The sequence below is a fragment of the Niallia taxi genome (genome assembly GCF_032818155.1).
In the GTDB taxonomy this organism is placed as follows: domain Bacteria; phylum Bacillota; class Bacilli; order Bacillales; family Cytobacillaceae; genus Niallia; species Niallia taxi_A.
Window position 1 is genome coordinate 981,052 of record NZ_CP102590.1, and the last position, 25,471, is coordinate 1,006,522.

General features: G+C 37.5%; 19 protein-coding genes, 1 pseudogene and 1 other annotated feature. Of the genes and pseudogenes, 11 read left to right on the forward strand and 9 right to left on the reverse strand.

Annotated elements, in window-relative coordinates; genetic code table 11:
- Positions 1–207: 207 nt before the first annotated feature.
- The 5 genes and pseudogenes from NQZ71_RS23990 to NQZ71_RS24010 form a co-directional block, all read left to right on the forward strand.
- Positions 208–291: pseudogene (locus NQZ71_RS23990) on the forward strand (excalibur calcium-binding domain-containing protein); the annotation flags it as partial.
- A 439-nt stretch (positions 292–730) separates the two neighbouring features.
- Positions 731–2,320 carry a catalase gene (locus NQZ71_RS23995; RefSeq protein WP_317011893.1) on the forward strand — a complete coding sequence of 530 codons (1,590 nt, stop codon included), beginning with the start codon at positions 731–733 and terminating at the stop codon, positions 2,318–2,320.
- 140 nt (positions 2,321–2,460) lie between these two features.
- Positions 2,461–3,903: a MocR-like pyridoxine biosynthesis transcription factor PdxR gene (gene pdxR / locus NQZ71_RS24000; RefSeq protein ID WP_317011894.1), complete on the forward strand. Its 1,443-nt coding sequence runs from the start codon at positions 2,461–2,463 to the stop codon at positions 3,901–3,903.
- 500 nt (positions 3,904–4,403) lie between these two features.
- Positions 4,404–4,721: a DUF975 family protein gene (locus NQZ71_RS24005; protein ID WP_317011895.1), complete on the forward strand. Its 318-nt coding sequence runs from the start codon at positions 4,404–4,406 to the stop codon at positions 4,719–4,721.
- 180 nt (positions 4,722–4,901) lie between these two features.
- Positions 4,902–5,813 (forward strand): ROK family protein, encoded by a 912-nt coding sequence (locus NQZ71_RS24010; RefSeq protein ID WP_144457688.1) that lies wholly within the window; start codon positions 4,902–4,904, stop codon positions 5,811–5,813.
- 73 nt (positions 5,814–5,886) lie between these two features.
- Here the strand turns inward: NQZ71_RS24010 and NQZ71_RS24015 are convergent, their stop codons facing one another.
- Both NQZ71_RS24015 and NQZ71_RS24020 read right to left on the reverse strand, forming a co-directional pair.
- A complete protein-coding gene (locus NQZ71_RS24015; RefSeq protein WP_144457686.1) occupies positions 5,887–6,540 on the reverse strand; it encodes an HAD family hydrolase in 654 nt (217 codons plus the stop codon).
- Positions 6,541–6,679: 139 nt separating this feature from the next.
- Positions 6,680–8,380 (reverse strand): 2-isopropylmalate synthase, encoded by a 1,701-nt coding sequence (locus NQZ71_RS24020; protein WP_144457684.1) that lies wholly within the window; start codon positions 8,378–8,380, stop codon positions 6,680–6,682.
- 76 nt (positions 8,381–8,456) lie between these two features.
- Positions 8,457–8,683, reverse strand: a binding site (T-box leader).
- A 190-nt stretch (positions 8,684–8,873) separates the two neighbouring features.
- Between NQZ71_RS24020 and NQZ71_RS24025 the strand changes: the two genes are divergently transcribed.
- Together NQZ71_RS24025 and NQZ71_RS24030 are read left to right on the forward strand one after the other, a co-directional pair.
- On the forward strand, positions 8,874–9,728 hold the full coding sequence (locus NQZ71_RS24025; RefSeq protein WP_127738377.1) for a YitT family protein: 855 nt from the start codon (positions 8,874–8,876) through the stop codon (positions 9,726–9,728).
- A gap of 766 nt (positions 9,729–10,494) precedes the next feature.
- Positions 10,495–11,880 carry a branched-chain amino acid transporter BcaP gene (locus NQZ71_RS24030; protein WP_260054979.1) on the forward strand — a complete coding sequence of 462 codons (1,386 nt, stop codon included), beginning with the start codon at positions 10,495–10,497 and terminating at the stop codon, positions 11,878–11,880.
- Between the two features lie 91 nt (positions 11,881–11,971).
- Here the strand turns inward: NQZ71_RS24030 and NQZ71_RS24035 are convergent, their stop codons facing one another.
- The gene (locus tag NQZ71_RS24035) at positions 11,972–12,448 is read right to left on the reverse strand and encodes a GNAT family N-acetyltransferase (protein ID WP_317011896.1); all 477 of its coding nucleotides are present in this window, start codon (positions 12,446–12,448) and stop codon (positions 11,972–11,974) included.
- A 443-nt stretch (positions 12,449–12,891) separates the two neighbouring features.
- On the opposite strand from NQZ71_RS24035, the gene NQZ71_RS24040 reads away from it, so the two are divergent.
- From NQZ71_RS24040 to NQZ71_RS24055, 4 genes are all read left to right on the forward strand, one after another.
- Positions 12,892–15,228 (forward strand): sensor domain-containing protein, encoded by a 2,337-nt coding sequence (locus NQZ71_RS24040; protein ID WP_317011897.1) that lies wholly within the window; start codon positions 12,892–12,894, stop codon positions 15,226–15,228.
- 252 nt (positions 15,229–15,480) lie between these two features.
- A complete protein-coding gene (locus tag NQZ71_RS24045) occupies positions 15,481–16,869 on the forward strand; it encodes a glycoside hydrolase family 1 protein (protein ID WP_317011898.1) in 1,389 nt (462 codons plus the stop codon).
- Positions 16,870–16,905: 36 nt separating this feature from the next.
- The gene (locus tag NQZ71_RS24050) at positions 16,906–17,652 is read left to right on the forward strand and encodes a MurR/RpiR family transcriptional regulator (protein ID WP_317011899.1); all 747 of its coding nucleotides are present in this window, start codon (positions 16,906–16,908) and stop codon (positions 17,650–17,652) included.
- Positions 17,642–18,940: a PTS sugar transporter subunit IIC gene (locus NQZ71_RS24055; RefSeq protein WP_317011900.1), complete on the forward strand. Its 1,299-nt coding sequence runs from the start codon at positions 17,642–17,644 to the stop codon at positions 18,938–18,940. Before NQZ71_RS24050 ends, NQZ71_RS24055 begins: the two co-directional genes overlap by 11 nt.
- Before the next feature lie 65 nt (positions 18,941–19,005).
- Here NQZ71_RS24055 and NQZ71_RS24060 read toward each other — a convergent pair whose 3' ends face one another.
- The 6 genes from NQZ71_RS24060 to NQZ71_RS24085 form a co-directional block, all read right to left on the reverse strand.
- Positions 19,006–19,917 carry an ABC transporter substrate-binding protein gene (locus NQZ71_RS24060; protein WP_275008623.1) on the reverse strand — a complete coding sequence of 304 codons (912 nt, stop codon included), beginning with the start codon at positions 19,915–19,917 and terminating at the stop codon, positions 19,006–19,008.
- An 18-nt stretch (positions 19,918–19,935) separates the two neighbouring features.
- Positions 19,936–20,946, reverse strand: a complete 1,011-nt coding sequence (locus tag NQZ71_RS24065) for a FecCD family ABC transporter permease (protein WP_275008624.1) — start codon at positions 20,944–20,946, stop codon at positions 19,936–19,938.
- Positions 20,947–21,981 carry a FecCD family ABC transporter permease gene (locus NQZ71_RS24070; protein WP_394374141.1) on the reverse strand — a complete coding sequence of 345 codons (1,035 nt, stop codon included), beginning with the start codon at positions 21,979–21,981 and terminating at the stop codon, positions 20,947–20,949.
- Between the two features lie 184 nt (positions 21,982–22,165).
- On the reverse strand, positions 22,166–22,642 hold the full coding sequence (locus tag NQZ71_RS24075) for a FixH family protein (RefSeq protein WP_317011902.1): 477 nt from the start codon (positions 22,640–22,642) through the stop codon (positions 22,166–22,168).
- Positions 22,643–22,657: 15 nt separating this feature from the next.
- Positions 22,658–24,031 (reverse strand): PepSY-associated TM helix domain-containing protein, encoded by a 1,374-nt coding sequence (locus NQZ71_RS24080; RefSeq protein ID WP_317011903.1) that lies wholly within the window; start codon positions 24,029–24,031, stop codon positions 22,658–22,660.
- 294 nt (positions 24,032–24,325) lie between these two features.
- Complete coding sequence (locus NQZ71_RS24085) at positions 24,326–25,246, reverse strand: Ppx/GppA phosphatase family protein (RefSeq protein WP_144457666.1); 921 nt, start codon at positions 25,244–25,246, stop codon at positions 24,326–24,328.
- Between the last annotated feature and the right edge of the window lie 225 nt (positions 25,247–25,471).

The window sequence follows — 25,471 nt, forward strand, 5'->3', positions numbered from 1 at the left end:
AGAATAATACAATTATACTAAATTGTTTTTTCAGATGATAGAAAATAGTATGTAATGACAGAATGCAACAGAAGTAAATAGTTTTATCGAAATAGTTTTTTGCCTTTCTGCCAAAAAATAGAATCGTAAAAATAGCAATAAAGTAACATGTAAGATAAATTTTACCATATTACTAAATTTTATTGGGATGCTTAATTTTGAGCAGTATATCTAAATGGAGTAGATTCCTCACATCCAGCGTATCAGTCTAAAATGGATAGAGACAAGGATAACTATGCTTGTGAGAGATAATAGTTAGGTAAAAAGAGGCTGGGACAAAACAAAAGATAATCTTTCTAAACACGAATAAAAATGAAGCACTTGCCTAAATAGAATATGGGTTTAAAATTAGTTCGTTTCATTGCGCTACAGTCACTCGCTTTCCGCGGGGAGGAAGCTGAGCCTCCTCGTCTTCGCCTGCGGGGTCTAAAGCGTCCTCTATTTCCCTTAGTAGTCGAGTGTCCTCCGCTCCATTCCACTAAGATTTCAATCATTGTATTAAACACAATAAACCGAACGATTTAATCATTTGTTGATTAAATCGTTCGGTTTTTAAACAGATTCACATACATATGTCCCAGCGTCTTTTTTATATTTATTATTAAATAAGGATTATTTTAATAAAGATAGGGTAGTAGTTTCGTAGTGACGAGTTATGTCCAAATAATGTTGGAGAATGGGAGGAAGAAAAATGGATAAAAAGCAGTCAAAACATGAAAAGAATCATGAAAAAGACAATACTTTGACAAACAGGCAGGGTCACCCTGTAACGAATAACCAAAATATTCGGACAGTAGGCAATAGAGGTCCAGCCACATTGGAAAACTATAATTTCATCGAAAAGATTAGTAATTTTGACAGAGAACGAGTTCCTGAACGGGTAGTTCATGCTCGCGGTGCCGGTGCTCATGGCTATTTTGAGGCATATGGAACAGCAGGAGATGAACATATTTCTAAATATACACGTGCAAAGCTTTTCCAGGAAAAAGGCAAGCGTACACCAGTATTTGTCCGTTTTTCTTCTGTAATCCATGGCGGTCACTCACCTGAGACACTTCGAGATCCACGGGGCTTTGCTGTTAAATTTTATACAGAAGACGGAAACTGGGATCTTGTCGGTAATAATCTGAAGATATTCTTTATTCGCGATGCTATGAAGTTTCCTGATATGATTCATGCCTTTAAGCCAGATCCGGTAACAAATATCCAAAGTCCAGAAAGGTTCTTTGATTTTTGTGCGAGCTCACCAGAAACATTTCATATGGTGACATTTGTTTATTCACCTTGGGGAATTCCTGCTAATTATCGCTTGATGCAGGGTTCTGGTGTTAATACATACAAATGGGTCAACAGTGAAGGTGAGGCTGTTTTGGTGAAGTATCATTGGGAACCAAAGCAAGGCATAAAGAATCTTACACAAAAGGAAGCTAATGAAATCCAGTCTACAAATTTCAATCATGCTACACTAGACTTATATAATGCGATTGAACAAGGAGATTACCCAGAATGGGAGCTGTTGGTGCAAATCATGAGCGATGATGAACATCCTGAGCTGGATTTCGATCCACTTGATGATACAAAGCTATGGCCAAATGACCAGTTTCCTTGGATTCCAGTCGGGAAGATGGTGTTAGACAAAAATCCAGAGGACTATTTTGCAGAAGTAGAGCAGGCAGCCTTCGGTACAGGTGTCCTTGTTGACGGATTAGAGTTCTCTGATGATAAAATGCTGCAAGGACGCACCTTCTCTTATTCCGATACACAGCGCCACCGTGTAGGAGCGAACTATCTGCAATTGCCGATTAATGCACCAAAAAAGCAGGTTGCCACTAATCAAAGCGGCGGTCAAATGCAATATCATGTAGATCGAAAGGACAAGCATATCAATTATGAACCATCTATTCTCGGCGGTTTAAAAGAAGCAGAACCTGCCGGCAAGGAATACACACCGACGGTTGCGGGCAAGCTTGTTCGCGAGTCGATTGACCGCAATGACAATACAAAACAAGCGGGCCAGACGTATAGAGAATTTGAACAATGGGAGAAGGATGAATTAATATCCAATCTTGTCGGAGATTTGTCTCAATGCGATCAAAGAATTCAGGATGCAATGATTGCTCTTGCAGTAGAGGCAGATGAGGATTACGGCCGCCGTCTGCGAGAAGGATTGATCAATGCCGCCAATGAAAATCAACAGAGCAGCCATCCATTAGGAAACAAAGATAGTGAAATAGCATCAGAAAAAGCAGTTGAAAAAGGTCATGAGGTAGATTCTTATTGATGATAAAAAGATCAGGTTATTGAAACCTGGTCTTTTTTTTAATTGGCGGGTCTATATTATCCTAAATTGGATGGTTAAAACAATGGGTGATATATTAAGATAAGTATATAAAAAAACTATTTAAGCTGGAGAATTAATTGATGGAATGGAAACCAGATAAAAATAACAGTAAGGCAGTATATAAACAAATTGCTGATTATATGGAAAAAGGCATCCAAAATGGACTGTTTCCGATTGATAAACCATTGCCGTCCGAGCGCAAGCTTGCAGAGGCTTTTAAGGTTAATCGTAGTACGATTGTTGCTGCATATGCGGAGCTTGAGGCAAATGGACTTGTAGAAAAAAGAAGAGGCAGTGGCACGGTTGTCAGCAAGGATATATGGGGACTGGCGAAAAAACGGATTCCGAGCTGGAATAAGTATATTGAAAGAGGGTCTTTTCAGGCTAATATGCCTGTTGCTCAGCGCATTAGGAATATTTCTGAAGAGGAAAGTCTTGTGAATTTTGCCAGTGGTGAGCTGTCCGATGAACTTATGCCAGATGAATATGTTCGTAAGATTATTAAATCTGGAGAATTTTCAGGGCATTTAGGCTATGATCATCCTCAAGGGAATATCGGCCTGAGAGAAACGATTGGAGAGCATGTGAAGCGATATAAAGGGATTAATGCCGAACCAGAATCTATTCTCGTTACCTCAGGAGCACAGCAGGCAATACACTTGATTATTGAGTGTTTGCTTAAGCCAGGAGATGCAGTTGTGATCGAAAATCCGTCTTATCATTACAGTCTCCCGATATTCAAGTCAGCAGGGCTGAATGTGTTCCATTTGGATATAAATAAAAATGGTATTAACCCAGAGGACCTAATTGACCTGCATAAAAAGCACCAAATAAAAATGATTTTTCTTAACCCTATTTTTCAAAATCCTACAGGAACATTGCTGTCTGTCGCAAAACGAAAAAAAATATTAGACCTGTCCTCTGAATTTGGCATACCGATTGTGGAGGATGATCCATACAGCCTCCTTAACTACACAGGGGAAGATACAGCAACATTGAAGTCTTTAGATGAAAATGGAAATGTATTGTACATAAGCTCCTTAACTAAAATTGCCGCATCAGGCTTTAGAATTGGCTGGGTAATCGGACCTCAGCCAGTTATTGAAAGACTTTCCGATGCTAAACAGCAATTTGATTTTGGACATTCTATCTTTTCACAGTGGTTAGGCAATGAATTTCTTCGTTCTGAATACTTTGAAACGCATATTCAATCCTTAAAAATTAGGCTCGAACAAAAAAGAGATAAAATGATAAAGAGCATAACAGAGTTATTGCAAGACCAAGTTGATTATTTCTTTCCACATGGCGGAATACACTTGTGGTGCAGGTTAAAGAAGGGCATTGATGAAATTAAACTATTGGAACAGTCAATAGAGGAAGGAGTTATATTTACACCAGGCTCTATCCTTGGCACAAAGTCAGGCTTTATGCGTCTTACATATGGAAAAGCTAGTGATGAGGAAATCCCTATTGGTATCAAAAGACTAGCGAAGGCATTGGGGAAAATAACCAGCCAAGCATGATTGGATGTTTAAATTATTGGTAATCGCTGAGTGACTAATTTAGGTCATTCGGCTTTTTTGTGTTCAATAATGCTTAGTATTAGTGAAATGGAACGTTTTAGAAAAGAAACTTTGTTGTAGGAGTGAAACAATAAAATTAACATAAAAGAATTTGAGGTGAATGATGCAGATAATGAAACAAGAAGCATTGGATGCATTGAAGAATAATTGGGGAGTGGCTGTGTTAGTTTGGTTTATTTTAGCTATAGGTTATGTGTTAGTATTGATTATTTTTTTTTACAATTAATTTATTTATACCATTCTATTTGATATACCCGTGAAAGAGAGACTTCTAATTTACCATTAACTACAGTACTTTCCTTTGCAGGGGGAGTGGTGTCTTTGCTGCTGATACCATTATCTATTACTATCACCTGGTTTTTTTTGATATAACAAGGCGAAATTCACCGCAGATTAGCGAAGTATTCAAACCGTACAATAATATAATTTTCGTTTTAAAGATGATAAAATTAGCGATTGCTCAAATAGTACTCATAATTCTATGGTCGTTCCTTTTCGTAATACCAGGTATTATTAAAGGAATCTCCTATTCTCAAGCGTTTTATTTGCTTAAAGGTCATCCCGAATACACGATATTTGAAGCACTTGCAGAAAGCAGGAGGCGGATGCACGGTTATAAGTGGAGGTACTTCATGTTGAATCTTAGGTTTATTGGATGGGGAATTGCTGTCAGCTTTATTTTAGGGATAGGCAGTCTTTGGCTTTGTCCTTATCTTTTCACAACACAAGGTGTTTTTTATGATAAATATATAGCTTAGGAGTTAGGGAACTAGGTTTATAAGTATGCTACTTTGAGGATAAGTAACCAAACTTTTTGGCAAGGATTGAATTCTATTCATTAAAAAAGGAAAAACCCATTTCTGCGGCGAAATATTATAGTACTTCAACTATTCAGATAAACACAATTAAAATCATCAAAAAGACTAGGAGAATTATATATGTATTTCGTACTTGATATCGGTGGAACGTTTATTAAATATGCATTAATGGATACTGCTGGGAACATTTCTTCAAAAGGAAAAATGCCCGCTCCTCGAACGAATTTGGACGATTTTGAAGAGGTTCTGTTTGGAATTTTAGATGAACACGATTTATCGGCCGTAAAAGGGATTGCTGTAAGCTGTCCAGGGACGGTAGATGTAGATACAGGTATGATTTATTATGGAGGGTCCTTTCCATTTCTTCATGAAGTGAATCTTGCGAAAAGAATTGGGGACAGGTATGAAAAAGATGTCTCCATTGAAAATGACGGGAAGTGTGCCGCTTTAGCTGAATTGTGGCTTGGAAGTATTAAGGGTGCCAAGGATGCAGTCGTATTAGTGCTTGGAAGCGGTGTAGGCGGTGGTATTGTTGTTGACGGCAAACTGCATCGTGGAGTGAATCTATCTGCTGGTGAAATGAGCTTTGTGATGGATAAAATAGACATGACAAGCAGGAAAGCACAGTTTTTTGGCTCCGATTGTTCGGCAGTCCGAATGGTGCGTCTTATCGGAGAAGCAAAGCAGCTTGATGATCCAACAGATGGCGAAGCCGTATTTGAATACATAAACAATCAGGATGAAGAAGCTAATGAAATATTCAATGAGTTTTGTTTTTATCTAGCTTCCCAAATATTGAACCTGCAATATATTTTAGATCCGGAGATATTTGCAATAGGCGGTGGAATCAGTGCCCAGCCTATCTTAATTGAAAGAACAAAATGGGCAATTGAGGAAATAAAGACAGCTAATCCTCCTCATATGGCTAATCCGAAAATAGAAGTTTGCAAGTTCCGAAATGATGCAAACCTTTACGGGGCACTTTATCATTTTTTTGTCAGCAAGGAAAAGGAAATAGTGACTAAACAGTAGGTAATGTAAGGCAAAATTAAATATAAAAAAGGAATAGCCTCATGTGAGGTTATTCCTTTTTGTGGTTCTTATATTACTTATATTTGGATATTAAATCAGCTAGTGGCATTGCCATCATGGAATCAAAGCGGTAATCCACATCGCAGAATTGCATAGCATTTGTCACTTCATTTGGGAAAATAACAACATTCAAGCCTGCTGTTTTAGCTGCTTGTGCACCGTGAGCAGAATCTTCAAATGCTATGCATTCATTTGGCTGAAGCTCCAGGCAGCGGGCTGCTTCTATGTATAAAGCTGGATCTGGTTTTACTTTTTCTACATCGTCAGAGGTTTTGATGCAGTCAAAATAATCAAATAAACCTAATCTCTTTAGATGCTTGGAAACCCAATCATAATTGGAGCTAGAAGCAAGACCAATTTTCAAACCTAATGATTTGGCTGTATCAAGATAATCTTTAACACCAGGTCTTTCTTTTTCCAGTTCGAGCTTGCGAAGAAAGTTTTCTTGAAAAGCTGTTTCTAAAATTTTTAAGTCGAGTTTTCTTTTAGCCTGTTCTTCCAGGTAAACAAATGGGGAGAAATCTGTGTGTGTGCCTATTTCTTTTTGCCATAATTCTAAAGGCAATTCACAGCTGTGTTCTGTAAATAGCTCTTGCAGTAAGTGATACTGATGTGTTTCTGTGTCAAAAATAAGCCCATCAAAGTCGAAAATGATTCCTTTTATCATATGTTCCTCCTTTAAGATACTGTTGCTGTTTAACATGTGGATTATTGGGAAGCAATGAGTTCCCCATCCACTTAATAATATTAACATAGTTTAATGAAACATAAAGAACCCTGCATAAACAGGGTTCTAAATTCCTTTATTATTTAGACAAGGAATATCCTTGCTCTGCAGCAGGCTGTTCACTTCTGACCATATTGTTAACGGCACTGAACAGGGCTTTAATGGAGGATGTCATAATGTCTGCATCGATTCCACATCCCCAGTAAATGGAGCCGTTTGCGGCTGTAAATCCAACGTAAGAAACGGCTTTTGACTCAGAACCTGTTTCAAGGGCATGCTCTGTATAAACTAAATCCTTGTATTGGATACCCAATGACGATTGCAGGGCATTACTGATAGCGTCAAGTCTTCCGTTCCCTTTGCCACTATATTCATGGACAGTATTGTCCTTTTTCACTGCCACTGTTGTGTCATAGCTGTTCTTTTGCGAGAATTGATATTCAATGAATTCAACTGGAGCATCTATATTGACATATTCATTCAGGAAGATATCATGAATTTCGTCAGGCATAAGCTCCTTATGAAGGTTATCGGATACTTTTTTAACAGCATATCCAAAGCTTTCACGCATTTTAGCAGGAAGATCAAGACCATAATTTTGTTTAAGGATATAACCGATGCCACCTTTACCGGATTGGCTGTTAATGCGGATAATATCTCCTTCATATTGTCTGCCAATATCCTTAGGATCAATTAATAGGTAAGGCACTGTCCAATAATCGCGATTCTTTTCCTCACGCCATTTCATGCCTTTAGCAATTGCATCCTGATGGGAGCCTGAGAATGCTGTAAAGACAAGCTCACCACCATACGGATGTCTTTCAGGAACCCTCATTCTTGTCAATTTTTCGTATTTTGCTAGGATGCCAGGAATATTATTGAAATTCAAATTCGGCTCTACGCCGTGTGAATACATATTCAGTGCAAGTGTGACAATGTCAACATTTCCTGTTCTTTCCCCATTTCCGAACAATGTTCCTTCCACCCTTTGTGCGCCTGCAAGGACTCCAAGCTCGGCATCTGCAACACCTGTACCTCTGTCATTATGTGGATGAAGCGATAGAATGACGTTGTCCCGAAAGCTTAAGTGCTCACTCATGTATTCGATTTGGCTTGCATAAACATGTGGCATTGACATGGATACTGTTGCTGGTAAGTTGATGATAACCTTGTTTTCCAAAGTTGGCTGCCAGATGTCTAGTACACTGTTACAGATGTTTAGTGCAAATTCCATTTCTGTTCCTGTGAAGCTTTCTGGAGAATATTGAAACTGGAAGTTGCCTTCTGTTTCTGCTGCGTATTTTTTCAATAGCTCAGCACCAGTAACGGCAATATCTATTATTTCTTGTTCTGACTTTTGGAAAACCTGTTCCCGCTGTGCAACAGATGTGGAGTTGTACAGATGGACGACTGCTTTATTAACACCTTTAAGAGATTCAAACGTCTTTTTAATAATATGCTCTCTTGATTGTGTCAGCACTTGGATTGTTACATCCTCTGGAATCAAGTTTTGTTCAATTAATGTCCGCAAAAAGGCATATTCTGTATCAGATGCTGCCGGAAAACCAACTTCAATTTCCTTGAAGCCTACTTCCAATAGCAATTGAAAATATTCCAGTTTTTCTTCTAGGCTCATTGGTACAATTAGCGCTTGGTTGCCATCACGAAGATCCACGCTGCACCATGTTGGAGCTGCTTCAATGTACTCCTTCTCTGTCCATTTCAAACTTTTTGCGGGAGGGGTAAAATAACCTCTGGAATATTTTTCGGTATTTTTCATCACTACTGACCACCTTTTTGGATTAATTTAATAGGGAGAATCTTTGTAAGGAAAATAAAAAAAGCCCGTTGTCTCTATAAGAGACGACAGGCTTTACCTTCGTGGTACCACTCTTTTTGATTCACCTTAAATAGAAATAAGATGAACCCACTTTACGACTTGATTACGGCAGTCAGCCGTTAAGACTTACATTTCAGCCTTACCACTCCTGGGCGAGTTGGGGGAGTTTATTGTCTGTCTTTCACCAGCCGACAGCTCTCTAAGCAATAAATATCCCTTAATACTCCCAATCCTAGCGTTTCGTTTTCTTAATTTTCTCCATTTTATAATTAATTTCGAATTCAGTCAACAGACGATTTTTGTCATTTTGAAACTTTTCTAAATTGTCTAGTAACTTGTTATATTTTCTGACATTATTTTTCTCTATTGTCGGAAATCTATTGTTCGGTTATTATTAAACCTTATATTCAGTATAAGAAAGGATTTTAACATAATGCAAAGTAAGCAAGAATTTCGTTCTTATAGTTTAATTATTCTTGGAACATTTTTAGTAGGGTTGGCATTTAATATTTTTCTATTGCCTGCATCTATCACGGCAGGAGGAGTAGCAGGAATAAGTATCATTTTGAACAAACTGAATGGCTGGAGCCCAGCAGTTGTGCAATGGGCAATCAATATTCCTACATTTGTATTAGGCTATTTTCTTCTTGGTAAAGATTTCAGCATCCGCACCTTTGTTGGAACTACGCTGCTGCCAACATTTATTTGGCTGACATCTTATTTGCCGTTTTCAGTAGAAGATCCATTGCTGGCTTCTATTTACGGGGGAATACTTAGCGGAATCGGGATTGGTCTTGTATTCCGTGGTAAAGGCTCTACTGGTGGGACAACAATATTTGGACAGCTCATTAAAAAATATACTCGTTTGTCGAGTGGTTATTCCCAATTTTTGATTGACGGCTGTATCGTTATAGTAGCCATGTTCGTTTTTGATTTTGAAAGAGCACTATATGGAATGATAGCCATGTTCATCATTGGAAAATCAATAGATGTCGTCCAACTTCGCTCATCCACTTCTAAGCTTGTCTTAATAGTGACTGAAAACGAACAGAAAATTACAGATTTAATTCGTAATGAAATTGATAGAGGCTTCACGAAGGTTTGGTCTGAAGGAGGGTACAGCAATCAGAAGAAAGCATTACTATTCAGTGTAGTAGAACAATCTGAGGCTGTATATTTAAAAGAACTAATTCAAAGAAGCGACAATAGTTCCTTTGTAATTTTCTTAAATGCTTCAGATATAATCGGCAGAGGATTTTCATTGCCGAGAGATTTTCCAAGAAGCTAATCGATATTGAGGCTGGGACATAAGTAAGTGAACCAGCGTAAAGACCGAACTACTTAATCGACCATGATTAAATAGTTCGGCTTTTTTTGTTTTTTAGTTTTAATACACTGATTAGAAAACTTAGTGGAATGGAGCGGAGGCCACTCGACTACTAAGGGAAATAGAGGAAAGGATGAGACCCCGCAGGCGAAGACGAGGAGGCTCAGCTTCCTCCCCGCGGAAAGCGCGAGGACGAGCGCGCAATGAAACGAACTAATTTTAACTCCATATTCTATTTAGTCACAAGCTTCATTTTTCCAATTTAGATGTAATTCTATTATGCGTGTTTAAAAAGCTTATCTTTTGTTTTGTCCCAGCCTCATCTTTTATTTAAAGATAAAAAAATAAAGAAAGTTTTTCGAAGGATAAGTTATAGAAGAATAACAAAGTCGAGGATGCTTATGAAACAGTTTTTCTGCTATAGGAAAGTATTAATTACTACTATTATAATGTGAAATCCCCAACAAGTTACTAGCACATAATCTAGTAGGACATATATAAGGTTAGTAAACATACGGAAATAATAGGAGAAAGTACTAATACTATTGTATTAAAGTAATGTTTTGGAGAAAGTGAAAAATACAAGAAAACTTCCATTGACATAATGTATTTATACCTTTTATAATCAGCGGAGTAAAAATTTCGAGCAATTAAGAGAGTATACCTAATTTAGAATAAATTGTTTGAAAATTTTAATTTTAATTAACATTCTGGGAGGATTACAGCTTTGAGTCAACTTTTTCGTAGAAAATCTGTGAATGTGATGATTTCGCAATCTCAAAATAAAACGCTGAGCCGATCGATGGGTATTATGGATCTCATCTTTTTGGGTGTCGGCTGTGTAATTGGTACAGGTATTTTCGTTGTAACAGGAGTTGTAGCAGCGGAAAGTGCAGGTCCAGCCATTATTCTTTCCTTTGTACTTGCAGGTATCGCTTGTGCACTTGCAGCATTTTGTTATGCAGAATTTTCGTCTGCAGTACCGCTGTCGGGTAGTGTGTACACATACACTTATGCAACACTAGGTGAGTTATTTGCCTTTTTAATTGGCTGGGATTTGATGATGGAATATGTTCTCGCCATAGCAGCAGTTGCAACAGGCTGGTCAGCTTACTTCCAGTCCTTGATCGCAGGCTTTAATATTAACTTGCCAGCAAGCATTACGTCAGCTCCAGGAGTAGGTAAAGGTGGGCTTGTCGACCTTCCGGCGATGCTTATTATTTTAGCCATCACTGCATTGGTCTCAAAAGGTGTAAAAGAAAGTATTAAGTTCAACAATATTATGGTTTTCGTTAAACTAGCAGTTATCCTATTATTCATTATTGTCGGTGTTTGGTATGTGAAGCCAGATAACTGGACTCCATTCATGCCATTTGGTTTCAATGGGGTAATTACCGGAGCGGCAACTGTTTTCTTTGCATATATCGGCTTTGATGTTATCGCAACAGCTTCTGAAGAAGTGAAAAACCCAGGCAAAACAATGCCTATTGGTATTATCGGGTCACTGGCAATTTGTACAGTATTATATATTGCGGTATCAGCTGTCTTAACTGGAATGATTCCATTCACACAACTTGGTGTAGGAGCGCCAGTGTCACTTGCATTAGAATCAGTAGGACAAGATGCGATTGCAGGGATTATATCGATTGGGGCAGTAATGGGGATTACAACAGTTATTCTAGCGTTGATTTACGCACAAGTGCGTTTAAGCTATGCAATGAGCCGTGATGGTCTTCTTCCGAAGATGCTTTCTTCTGTAAACAATAAGACAAAAACACCATTCAAAAATACATGGCTGACAGGAATTATTGCTGCATGTATCGCTGGTTTTGTAGATTTGTCTACACTGGCTCATTTAGTAAACATGGGGACATTGGCAGCCTTTACGTTAATTTCAATCGCGATTATTGTATTGCGTAAAAAATTCCCTGAGCTTAAAGGTTCCTTCCGGGTACCATTCGTACCTGCATTGCCAATCATCAGTGCCCTTCTTTGTATTGGTTTAGCAATCAGCTTGCCAGGAATTACTTGGATTGCTTTTGTTATTTGGCTGGCAGTTGGAACGGTCATTTACTTCGTATTTTCAAGGAAAAATAGTAAATTGAATAATTAATTGGAAAGCAGCCATTGGCTGCTTTTTTGTTTTGTATGAAGGCAAAATAAACGACAGCTGCTAATATTTGCAACTGTCGTGAGTGTTAAGCCTAATTAAGCTTCTTTATGTACCATGCATCCATCGCTGAGTGCTCTGACCCATCTAATGGCTTCGCTAATAGCTCAAATTCAAACTTTTCATAGAGAGCACACGCAGCCTTTAATTGTTGGCGTGTCTCCAAATAGCAATTATTATAATGCTTTGCAGCAAAGTCCAAGGCAGTTTCCATCAGAAGGTTAGCATAGCCTTTTCCTTGGGCTTTAGAGCTTAAATACAGCTTTTGTAATTCACAGGTCCTGCTTTCTTCATTGAAAGGGGCTATTCCTATGCCGCCGACCACTTCACCATCATGTATTGCCACCCAGTAGGCAGCAGATTCCAACGAATTGTAGTAAGAGGTCAAATTATCTAAAGATGGATCAAAATAAGCAGTGCCTTTAATATTTAAACCGACAGACTCAAGTGAATGACGGATGATGGCAGCTATTGTTTCATTGTCTTGATGTTCTATCTCTCTAACAATCATTTAATATTCCCCTTTGTTCTATGTGATAAGTAAATGTTACCTCATTTTTTTGAAAATACAAATAGTTTTACAGGTGGTTTATTGTAACACTAAGTTTAACTGAAGGAGGAAATGGGTAAATTGAACTATAATTTTTCTGGAATGAAGGAAGCTCTTTGTTATTTTTTATTACTTTGAAAGTAAGAAATTGGTGATAGAAAAATAAGATCTATACACAAATATACTCCTCTGAAGGTGTTAACTGATTGTCAAACATTAACAAATGCGTATATCTTCCTTTCTTGATTAGTTGCAATATATAATAGGTCTAAAGTAGTGTGTTCGGGTCTTTAGTGGGAGGTTAGTTATGATTAATCCAATTTTGTATTTTTCTATGTTGTATTATTTGTGTGCCGTTGCTAAATATAAATATGTTTGTAACTACAACAGTTGCAGGGAAGAAAATGCATGAAGCATTATATACTTTATTTTTAGCTATTATATGTGGTTTTATCATTTCTATTATTCCTTATATAGGTCTATTAAGTATAAGAGCTATGGAATTGTCGAAAGTAAGTTTACTGCTTACTTTTAAAAATACTGTATATACAATTTTATTCTGTTTTGTAAGTTTTTTGCTGCTGAGTACTATTGGAAAGGTTGCGGTTAAGCCATCTAGGTATAATACAAACAAAAAGAAGGGGATTATTCCTTATTTAGTATTGAGTGTTGTGGTTGCTGCATTTATCTTACTTTATATTGTTTATTTATTAGATAGAGTTTACTCCATTCCTTTATATTTAAATAATATTAATGTTTTTTATTCTGTTACACTTTTAACAACCTCTATTTATAATATAGCGCGAATTATTGAGCATCTTCATATAGATCAATTAATGATTAATAGGGGAATAACTTATACGAAGAGTTCCATTTTCTTTACGGTATTCAGTATTTCTTTTGGTTCAACCATCTACATGTTTATACAAAGTTTATTCCAAGCTGCAGGTTTCTCTATCGTTATGGTCTCTATTATCAGTTTACTTGTATTATTTATCATAACGATTAATTATATTGAAAACCAAATGATTTATCAGAATGGTACAGTAGAGAATCAAAATATGAAACTTAAAATAAATGAACAGCAATTCAGATCATTATTTCAGTATAATCCGGATGCGATTTTTATTTTAGATTTGGAAGGGAATTTCAAAGAAGTAAATCCTTCTGCTTTAACGTTAACTGGTTACACATTAAGAGAGGTTCTCCAGCTGAAAATAACAGACCTTGTGTTAAAAGAAGAAACGGAAGGATTAACGGCATTTCTTCATGAGGTTATAAAAGGAAGCAGTATCTGCTTTGAGACCTTTATCTACACTAAAGATGCTCAACGTGTAAATCTCAATATTACAGCAACACAGATTAAAATAGATGATTCTATCACAGGTATATATGTCATTGCCCAGGATGTAACAGAACAAAATCAAGTGCAAGATAAGGTAAACTTCTTAGCGTATCACGATGAGCTTACAGGACTGTTGAATCGTCGTGGGATTTATGGACAGGTAGATGAGCAAATAAATAAGGGGACTAATTTTGCGACAATTTTAATTGATGTTGATATGTTCAAGGACATTAATGACCATCTTGGTCATGCAGCTGGGGATACATTGCTTAGCCTTATTGCAAAAAGGTTCCAAAATACCATTAAGGATAGAGGGTTAATTGGAAGACTTGGTGGAGATGAATTTCTAATCTGCTTTACTGAGATGAAAAGCTCAGCAGAAGTTAAATGTTTGATAAAAGATATTCAAACAGATATGAAGCGCCCCTTTAAAATAGCAGGTGTGCAAAAAGAAATCACACTGAGTATCGGTGTTTCTTATTACCCAAATGATGGCGACGATTGTGAAACGTTAATAAAGCATGCCGATATGGCGATGTATGCTGCCAAAAAAGCTGGACGGAATAACTATTCAGAATATGAATCATGCTTAGAGCATGATATGCTTTCGAAAATTACGATGTACGAAGAAATCAAAAATTCTATACAGGAGGAACAGTTTGAACTCTATTATCAACCTAAACACAGTGTAAAAGATGAGAATATTGTTGGTGTTGAGGCTCTTATACGTTGGCCGCATCCCGAAAAGGGATTTATCAGCCCTGGAGAATTTATACCTTTAGCAGAGGATACAGATTTAATTATTCCGTTAGGTAACTGGGTAATTAGAAAAGCCTTTAGACAGTATAGAGAGTGGAATACAATTTCTCCAATTGACTTGCACTTGTCAATAAACATTTCACCAAAACAGTTTATTGACGATAATTTTATCCCGTTTTTATTAAGAAGCGTAAAAGAGTTTTCCGTTTCACCAAAAAAAATAGATTTAGAGATAACTGAAAGTTTAGCTATTGAAAATACCGAATTAACATTAGAAAAAATCAATCAATTAAAAAAGATTGGTTTTAAAATTACTATGGATGATTTTGGTACCGGATATACGTCATTAACGTACTTATCTAAATTTCCATTGGATAGAATTAAAATAGATCAATCCTTTATTAGAGATATTACAAGCAATAAGAACCATGCTGCTATCGTTCAATCATTAGTATCAGTTGCTAAGAATCTTGATATCAAAGTAACCGCAGAAGGTGTTGAAACAAAGGATCAACTACTGTATTTGCAAGAATGGGATTGTGATGAAATTCAAGGATATTATTATAGTAAACCAATACCTTCTAATTCTTTCGTTGAATATCATCATAAAAAAATGAAAAGGTACTTAATGACATAAGATTTTATTTATAATTAAAGCTAAAGAAGCTGCATTTTGCAGCTTCTTTGTTAGTTATTTGAGCTTGGCAGCAAAAAATTACATTAACGAAATTTTCCAGACCTATCATTTTCTGAGGATGGCGATTATCTGAGCAACAGAGCCAATATCTTCTAAAAAGAGTACAAAAAAGAATACGATAGTACAGTAAGCCTTATAGTCATTTACAAAACTCCTCCAGAAAAATATAGTGGTGATAGGAGGTGCAACAACATGAATAAAATACAATTTCCGAAAGATTTTTTATGGGGAACTGCTTCAAGTGGTCCTCAAAGTGAAGGATATAAACATAAGACAAATGACTCTATATGGGATTATTGGTATAAAAAAGAACCAGAAAGGTTTTACAACCAGGTTGGGCCGGAAATGACTTCCAATGTGTACGAACAATATACGGAGGATGTAAGCATAATGAAAGAGCTAAACCTGAATTCCTTCCGTACGTCAATTCAATGGTCGAGGTTAATTAAGGACTTTGAAACAGGTGAAGTCGATCAAGAGGCTGCTCAATTTTACAACCGTTATATTGACGAAATGATTGCAAATGGCATTGAACCGATGATGAATCTGTTTCATTTCGACATGCCATATGAGCTGGAACAAAAGTACGGTGGTTTCAAAAGCAGACATGTTGTGGATCTGTATGTAAAGTTTGCAGAGGCAGCGTTTGCGTTGTTTGGGGATCGCGTTAAGTATTGGATTTCTTTTAATGAACCTGTAGCTTATACAAAGGGAGCGTATTGGCATAATCTTATTTATCCAAATGAAATGAGTATGCAATCATATGTTCAAGCAAACTATCATATATTGCTTGCCCATTCATTAATTGTAAGCGCATACCGTAAGGGTAACTATAGTGGTGAATTTGGTATTGTTGTTGATTTGCTGCCACCAATACCTCGAAGTGAAAACCCTGCAGACGTGGAAGCAGGCAGGATTGCTGATTTGTTTATTAACTTAATTTTTATGGATCCATGTGTAAGAGGGGAATATGATCAAGATTATTTGAACATCTTGAAAAAGCATGACTGTATGTTTCATTATCATATAGAGGATTTAGAGGCAATTAAAGAAAATACAGTAGACTTTATCGGCATCAATTACTATCAGCCGATGCGCGTTAAAGCTAGGGATAGTATGCCGAACCCATTTTCACCCTTCACACCAGAATGGTATTATGATCCATATGAAATGCCGAACAGAAGAATGAATGAATATAGAGGTTGGGAAATATATCCGAAAGCCTTATACGATATTGCCATGCGTGTGAAAAATGAATATGGCAATATTAAGTGGTATGTTTCGGAAAACGGCATGGGTGTGCAAGGTGAGGAAAGATTTAAAAACAAGGATGGCTTCATTGAAGATGATTATCGAATTGATTTCATCAAGGAGCATTTGGGATGGCTGGCAAAGGCTATTGATGAAGGATCTAATTGCTTTGGCTATCACCTATGGACATTTGTCGATAACTGGTCATGGACGAATGCTTATAAAAACAGATATGGTCTTGTATCATTAAATCTTGATAATACGGAGAGAACGATTAAAAAGTCTGGTAACTGGATAAAAGAAGCTATAAAAAACAATGATTTCTCTTAAAATAATTTAAAAGACCTTTTAAAGGAATGATTAACTTTGTCTATCAAAGTGAACTTAGCAGAGTTTAGCGAAATTGAAAAACAGGCCTATGAATTTATGGTCAAGCATCCAGACAAAGTGATCCAGCTTTCAGCAGATACTTTAGCAAAAGAGATGTTTGTCAGCAAACCGACAATATTTAGGGTGTGCAAAAAATTAGGATTTACTGGCATTGTGGAATATAAGCATTTTTTGATAAAAAGCAAACAAGAAAAAATGAAGGAGTTGAATCCTACCTTGCAAATGGTCGAACTGCTTCTTAAGGAATTTGACAATGATTTCACTCCTGGAAACATTACAGTATTTGAGCAGTCAAACATAGTGATTTTATATGCAACACAAGCAAGTACGATTGCGGCAAGCTTTCTGTCGAGACAGCTTACTAATCTAGGGTATTTTACAAGAATTGTTGAAGATGAATATGAATTTATCCAAGTTGCAGAAACGATTCCTGACAAATCAATTATTATTGCCATAAGCAATACAGGCGAAAATCATCTGCTTACACAGCATTTGTTAAAGGTCACTAATAAGGTCCCAATCTTTGCGATAACAAAAAAGAATTCATCTCTGGCAAGAATTGCAGATTATGGTCTTTTTCATAATCTTGATATTAAAACGGCATCAAAAACGGTTGATAGGGAGAACCAGCTGCCATTAATGATTCTTATTCATGAGCTTGTTGAAAGATTATGGTCATCAATGCAGGAAAGAAATTTACCAAGGGGAGATTATGATGAATAATTTGCTTTCCAAACTAGAAAGTAAACTAGTTCCACTAGCAACGAGAATTAGCAGCAATAAGCCTTTAAATGCCATAAAGGATTCAATGATAACAATCATGCCATTTTTGATTGTCGGTTCCTTATTCCTCTTGGTTGCTTATTTGCCTATTCCTGGATATAGTGAATGGATGATTGGCATATTCGGGGAAAAATTCCAATCAACATTAACGAAGGTAACAGATGCTACATTTGGTATTATAGGTCTTTTTACGCTTATTAATGTTGCATATCAATATGCAAAACAACTGGACATGGAACCGATTTTTCCAATTATGTCCTCAGTTATGTCCTTTATTATTTTAACAACTGTGACAGATGGAAGCTTTGGATTGGAATGGCTAGGAACAAAAGGTATGTTTGTTTCAATTTTAATTGCACTAGTTGCAACTCGTTTATATAAGAAATTTTACGAGTTTGGTATCGGGCCAAAAATGCCTGAAGGAGTTCCGCCAGGCGTTATCAGATCATTTTCATCCTTAATTCCTGTAGGGCTGATTGCTGCGATTGTTCTTGCATCGCAAATTGGATTCAGCTTTACACCATACAAGGATATTCATCAATTTATATACCATATTGTACAAATGCCGTTATTAGGTTTAGGAGATAGTCTTATTTCCATTATTATCGCTGAGGTAATCGGCCAGCTGCTTTGGTTCTTCGGACTTCATGGTAATGCAATTGTAAACGCTATTATGGATCCGATTTGGCTTGGTTTATCTGCAGAGAACTTGAACGCTTTCCAGCAAGGACATGAATTGCCTCATATCATCACGAAGCAGTTTAAAGAGATATACATGCAAATAGGTGGCTCTGGTTCTACCATTGCATTAGCATTGTGTATGACACTATTTTCCAAATCAAAGCATTTAAAAACACTTGGTTTGCTTGCATTGCCTGCCAGCATCTTTAATATCAATGAGCCAATCATCTTTGGTTTATCTATTGTATTGAACCCAATCATGTTTATCCCTTGGTTGATTATGACACCAATCTCTGCTGTTATTTCATTCACTGCAATGAGCACAGGGCTTGTATCAGCAACAAGCGGTGTCATCATCCCATGGACTACACCATTGTTCATCAGTGGTTACTTAGTTTCGGGTGTAAGTGGAATGGTTCTGCAAATTGTCCTGCTTCTTGTTGGCTTCCTAATCTACATGCCATTCTTCAAGCTGCTGGATAAACAGCTGTTGGCTCGAGAGCTGGAGGAGGCTAATGGTTCCGGGGGCTTAAAAATGTTTAAGTAATTCCCAAAAATATTTATACAAAAGCAAAAAAAAATCCTATGGATATCCATAGGATTTTTTACTGTTTACTTCGAAAACAGCTTCTTAGCTTCCTCCATTGCAAGCTTGTTACCGAGTGCTGAGTAGTCAAGCCAAGGCTGATCGGAAACAACATAAACATGCTTGTTTTTGACAGCATTTAAACCTTGATAAATTGGGGATTCTTCGAGCTGCTTGAAGGCTGTTTGGGCTTTGTCGTCACTGTTTACAACGACAAAAATAGCATCAGCATCGAAATCAGGTAAAACTTCCTGGGAAATGACTTCATATGGCTGTGTGGAATCTAATTCTTCTATTCCTGCTGCTGGCTTAAATCCTAAATCATCAAATAGTATTGGGCCAAGTGGACGTTTTGTCGTAAATACACGAAGCTCTTTAGCAGTTACACGGATAGCCATAACTTTACTGTTTTCCCCAAGTTCATCAGTAGCCAATGTTTTCACTTCACTTGTCAGGCTTTCATAGTCTGCAATGAAATCTTCCGCTTCCTGGGTGCGGTCGACGAGCTTGCCGATTGCCTTCAAATGATCGCGCCAAGTTCCCTCATCAAGGTTAAAGCTTTCTGTTGGAGCAATGTCTTTGAATTTTGAAATATCCTCCCCTGAAATTCCTTCATCAATATATATGACAGAAGGATCTAAGGCGATAACTGCTTCCATATCAGGGTCTTTTGCAGGACCAAGCTTTGTTGAATTCTTTAATCGATTCTTAACATGTGGAAGAAAATCATTTAGCTCACCGCCGACAACAGAGCCGACAGGAGTTATTCCTAATGCAAGGAGGTCATTTGTAAGATGGATTGAAAGAGACGCGATTTTTGGTTCGTCTTTTTCTGTTTTAGTGTCACTTGCCTTACTGTCAGTTGAGGATGTTTGTCCGCAAGCAGCAAGAATTAATAACAGCATTGCTGTGAATACCATAAGTAGTTGCTTGTTCATTGTGTTCTCCTCGGTGAATTATTTTGTTTTTGTTAATAAGTAAAGAAAATAAGGTCCGCCTATCGCTGCTACAACAATCCCAGCTGGTATCGCATTTGGTTGAAAGATCGAACGCCCAACAGTATCCGATAAGACAAGTATGACCATACCGAGAAGCCCTGCGACAGGAAGAAAATGCTGATGTCTAGGTCCGACTAAACGGCGTGCAAGATGGGGGGCCACGAGCCCTATAAAGCCAATCCCTCCAACCATTGCTACACTTGCACTGGATAAGGCAACAGCAATTGCTAGCATGCTCAAGCGAGTGCGGAGCACAGAAACACCGAGCCCCACCGCCGTACTGTCTCCAAAAGATAAAGCATCTAGCTTTCGTGATTGCAGAATGCCTATAGGGGTCAATATAACAATCCATGGTAGTAGTGCGATAACATGTATCCAATCCCTGCCCCAAACATTGCCGACTAGCCACCTTGATGCAAATGTGTATGTATCCTCATCAAGACGCAGGGACAGAAACAAGGTGATAGCATTAAAGCAGGCTGCTATCGCAATCCCGACAAGGATGAGTCGAATTGGCAGTATCCCTTTATAGCGATCATATGTAAGTAAGATGATGATAAATGCCGTCAAGCATCCACCAATAAAAGTGAATAATGGAATAAGCAATGCGGCTTTATCGTTCAAGGAATGAAAATAGGTGACAAACATGATTAGCCCAAATGAAGCACCTGCATGTAATCCGATAACGCCTGGGTCTGCCAATGGATTCCTTGATACGCCCTGCAGAATTGCACCTGATATACCAAGACCTATGCCTGCCAACATTGTAATGATGATGCGAGGCAGGCGATAGTCAAACAGCACAAGTGAGGATTTGTTATCACCAAACCCAAGCAAAGTTCGCACTACTTCAAGTGGTGCAATCCGCAGTGAGCCTGTATTCAAACTGATTAAAATGACGATAACATTTATAAGAACTAACGCGAGAGCGACTGTAAGGGTTTTAGAGCTGCGTAAGTTTGCTTTCATCTATAAATCCCTCCCAACCTTACGTGCTGTATAAAGAAAGAAAGGAACACCTACTGCAGCGACTATTATCCCTATTGCCAATTCTCGCGGAGGATTAACAGTACGTGCTCCTAAATCGGCAAGCATTAAGAGAATTGCCCCTAGCAAGGCTGACATTGGAATGATAAAACTATAGTCAGAGCCTACAAGCTTGCGAGCAATATGTGGAATAACTAGTCCGATAAATCCGATAGAACCGACAGCCGACACAGATACGCCTGCCAAAATGACTGCGGCAATGATGGATAGGAGTTTAATCAGATTCACTTTTATGCCGAGATTCATGGCGGTTTCTTCACCTATTGCAATAAGGGATATAGAGCGTCCCATGCTAACAGCCCATATAATTGTGAGCACAATCACAGGAACTAGCACCTTCAATTGGTCCCATTTAATGCCTGCAACCCCTCCTGCATACCAAAAGGCAAGATCTTGGCTTAAATCGAAGTATATCGCGATGCCTGCACTTAAAGAGTGCAATAGAGCAGCAATCACTGCTCCTGATACGGTTAATCTCATTGGGGTCAGGCCGCCAGGAACAGAAGCACCCATTATAAAGATTAATAGTGTACTAAGGGCAGCCCCAATAAAGGAAAATACCATTAATAGCGAGTAGGAGATGCTCGGAACAAAGGCAAAGCATAGAGTTACAACAAACATCGCTCCTGCGTTAATGCCAAGTACCCCTGCATCTGCTAAAGGATTACGTGTTACGCCTTGCATAAGTGCTCCGGCAACAGCAAAAGCAGCTCCGACAATGGCAGCACCAATCACTCTCGGTAGTCGCAGTTCATAAATGATTTGCTGTTCAGTAAGTGAGGAATCATAGTTGAAAATCGCTGTCCAAACATGATGAAAGGTGATATCCTTTGCTCCGAAAGAAACTGCTGTTACTAATGTAACAATTAATCCAGCTAGGAAGAAAATGAATAATAGTAGCCTCCACATGTTGTGTAAACGATTATTTAAATGTTTTAGATGAGGGGTTTGCAACATATAAGTAGCCTTTTCCTTTTCTTAATTACTAATAATGAAAATCATTATCATTTTCATTTCCCTATTATATGGACAATATTTCCGTAACGCAATCTTTTTTTAGTTAATTAAATAGGCTAATAGAATTAAATTTAGGTTGGAGGGGAAAAGAAAAAAGAGCTACTCAGCTCTTTTTTCTGAAACATTAATGATGGTGCTCATGATTTTCCTCTTGCTTTGGAAGATTCTTCTGTAAGTAGTTTAAATCACCTTCAGAAAGCTCACCAACAATAAATTGCTTTTGCGGCATAATGATAGAGTCATTATAGCTTGCATGCACTTTTACATAATAAAGACCATCACTGCTTAAAATCTTTTTTATGCTATAGACGCCATTGCCTTGTTTCTCCGCCTCTTCCATAATTCTTTCGGCAGAGCCATCTTGCTTCCATACTTCAAAATGTACATAGTCAGCATTATTAACTTCTTCGCCATTTTGATGAAGGGTAACTTTTATCTCAGCCACTGCATTTGCTTTTATGGAAGCAGGAAGAGCTATTTCGGCTTCAAGAGATGCTTCTTTTTTATAAAGGGAAGCGGCATCCTGTTTAAGAAGGGAGCAGGCACTCAACAGCAGGCATATAAAACAAGCTAATAATAGGACTAATAATGTTTTTTTCACGAAACAAGCCACCTTTTATGCATTTAGAAACCTTTTAGCTTTAGGCATTCTTTGAATAATCAACCAGTCAATAAGCCAAACAAAGATAAGTGATAAGCCTACTAAAGGAAACAATATTCCTAAAATAATAAGCAGGAAGAGCAGAGGTTTCATATTTTTTATCTTTGGTGCTTTTGGAGCTCCTAATCCTGTGTTAGGCTTGCGTTTCCACCACATATAAACACCTGTGAAAGCTACTAAAAGAGTACCAAGACAAATAAGGAGGCTAACTAATTGATTAAGGAAGCCGAGTTCTGTTCCTTTATGCAAAGTAATCCCGACAGCAACTATCTTGCCGATAAGGCCGTAATTATCATAGCGATAATCGGCTAAGACCGCTCCAGTATATTGGTCGATATGGATGGTTGCTTCATCCTTTGCTTTTGGCGGAAAAGCAGACAGAGTGTAAACACCTTCTTTTGAGGAGGGGAAAATAACAGAATAGCTTGGATGCATTCCCTCCCGCTCAGCAATTTCGACTATATCGTCAATAGAAACAGGGATGAAGCCTTCAAGCTTTGATTTTGGTACATCCAAAGTTTCAGCAGCCCAAGGGACCTCTGCAATATCTTTTGTTTTTATATTAGATGTCGGTGCAGCTCCAACCCACACAGATGGAGGATAGCCTTCTCCTGTATTTGTTACTAAAGCTTGAAAGTTTGTTCCCCAAAATCCTGACCAAGGCAACCCAGTCAAAATAAGAAATAACAACCCACCTGTAACCCAAAAAGCAGGTACAGCATGTAGATCTCTTCTAAGGACCCTGCTGCCTTTTGTATACCGTGGTATAAGGGTACCTGCAAAGCTTCTCTTCTTTTGCGGAAACCATAAGTAAATTCCAGTTACAATTAATACAATTGCCCAGCAAGCGGCAAGTTCTACTATTCTATCACCAGTGGTACCTGCCATTAATTCACCATGAATTTCTTCTATTAAATCCATAACTCGATTATTGCTGTTTAATTCACCGAGTATACTACCATTGTATGGGTCAATAAAAACTGTCAATGACTCGGTTTGGTAGGTGATATTTACTTCACTTGAACGAGTTGCTTGTTCTCCAGGACGATAGCTTGTAACCTCTGCTCCAGCGTAATGATTTGTCACAATATCAAGCTGTTCAGACGGAGCTATTCGCTCTTTCTGCTGTTTAACTTCGTAAAAATCCTGATAAAGCATCTGTTCAATTTGTGGCTTAAATAAGTATACAGAGCCAGTGATTGCAAGAATAATTAAAAATGGCGCGAAAATTATCCCAGCATAAAAATGCCATCTCCATATTGCTTTATAGAGAGCGGCTTGTTTTTTCTTCTGATCTTGAGTTTGCTTGTCAACAGTCGCAGGCTCCACTCTTATCTTCCTCATTCCTTTAAATTAAGTAGTTAGTTAGCTTAAAGCTATCTTAAAATATATCGGATTACTTAGTAGTTTTGTTAAGAATTCTATATATCCTTCAAGCTAGAAGTATAGTATAGAGAGCAGATTTATCACCATATTATATACAGAATTTACAAAATCTTAAAACATGGATAAGGATTTTTATCTTATAATGAACTTAATTCCTAATTTCAGCATGTCTTGTTCGACCTTCCATTGAACAAACAACAGTAGAAAACCACCGGACAAACGTGCGGTGGTTTTTTTCTAAGAGGCATTATTCGTTTTTTCAAGCAAGTCATAAATGAACCCATCTCTAACTGATTGAGTGCAATAAGCAAAGTAGGGAGACTTGGTCATTTCCATTAAAGTAGAGATAATTTGGATGGCTGGTATGATAATATCTTTCCTTTTTTTAGATAAGCCTTTAATATCAGAACGCTCCGTCACACTTAAGGAGGATAATTCTTTGAATACATTGTCGATATCTTCTATTGACATATTTAAAGAGTTTTTCTTATCTTTCGCTTTATGTATACGGGATAGATTTTTAGCACTGCCACCAATTCCAATAACAGGAAGTCCAGCTGCAGATAACCACGGAAGTGTTTGCAGTTGTTCAGACAGATAAGCTTGTAGGTTATCAATTTGCTCTGCTGTGACTATCTCACCTTTTGTGAATTTTTCATTTAAGTTAACTGCACCGAATGGGAAGCTGTAATACTCAATTAATTGGCGATTTCGGAATAAAGTGATTTCAGTGCTTCCTCCACCAATATCAATGGTAATACCATCCTGCAGGTCGATTGCTTGAATGATGCCAAGATAACCAAAATAGGCTTCTTCATAGCCGCTTAAAATAGAAAATGGAATAGCTGTTTTCTGTTGGATTTCTGCTAAAACCTCTTCCTGGTTAGCAGCATTCCGAATCACGGCAGTGGCAAAGCCAATCATTCTGCTTACGCCATTTTCTGCGCCGATTTTTTGGAAGTCTTGTAAAATTTGTAATGTTAAGTCTATGCCTTCCCTTGTGATATTTCCTTGCTTATCTATGTAACTGATAAGTCTTGCAGCTACTTTAACTCGCTTTACTTCCTCTGTATGAACAGAATTGTTTTCAATGTTATAGATAGCAAATTGAATCGAATTAGATCCGAGGTCTATGATAGCAATTGAATTCTCTTTCAATTATCGAATCCTCCTTATGTAAATGGTGATATGTATATCTTATAAGAAAATGTAAAGAAAAAATATTAAGCTTTTGTAAAGTCATCTAACCATTGTACCCTATAGTATAAAAACTTAATCTTACGAGCTACACATCTGCATATTTCTACAAAAATTTACAAAAATTTTACAAAGTAATCAGATGTACACATGTTATGCTATTAATAGAATATTAGCAATAATCGT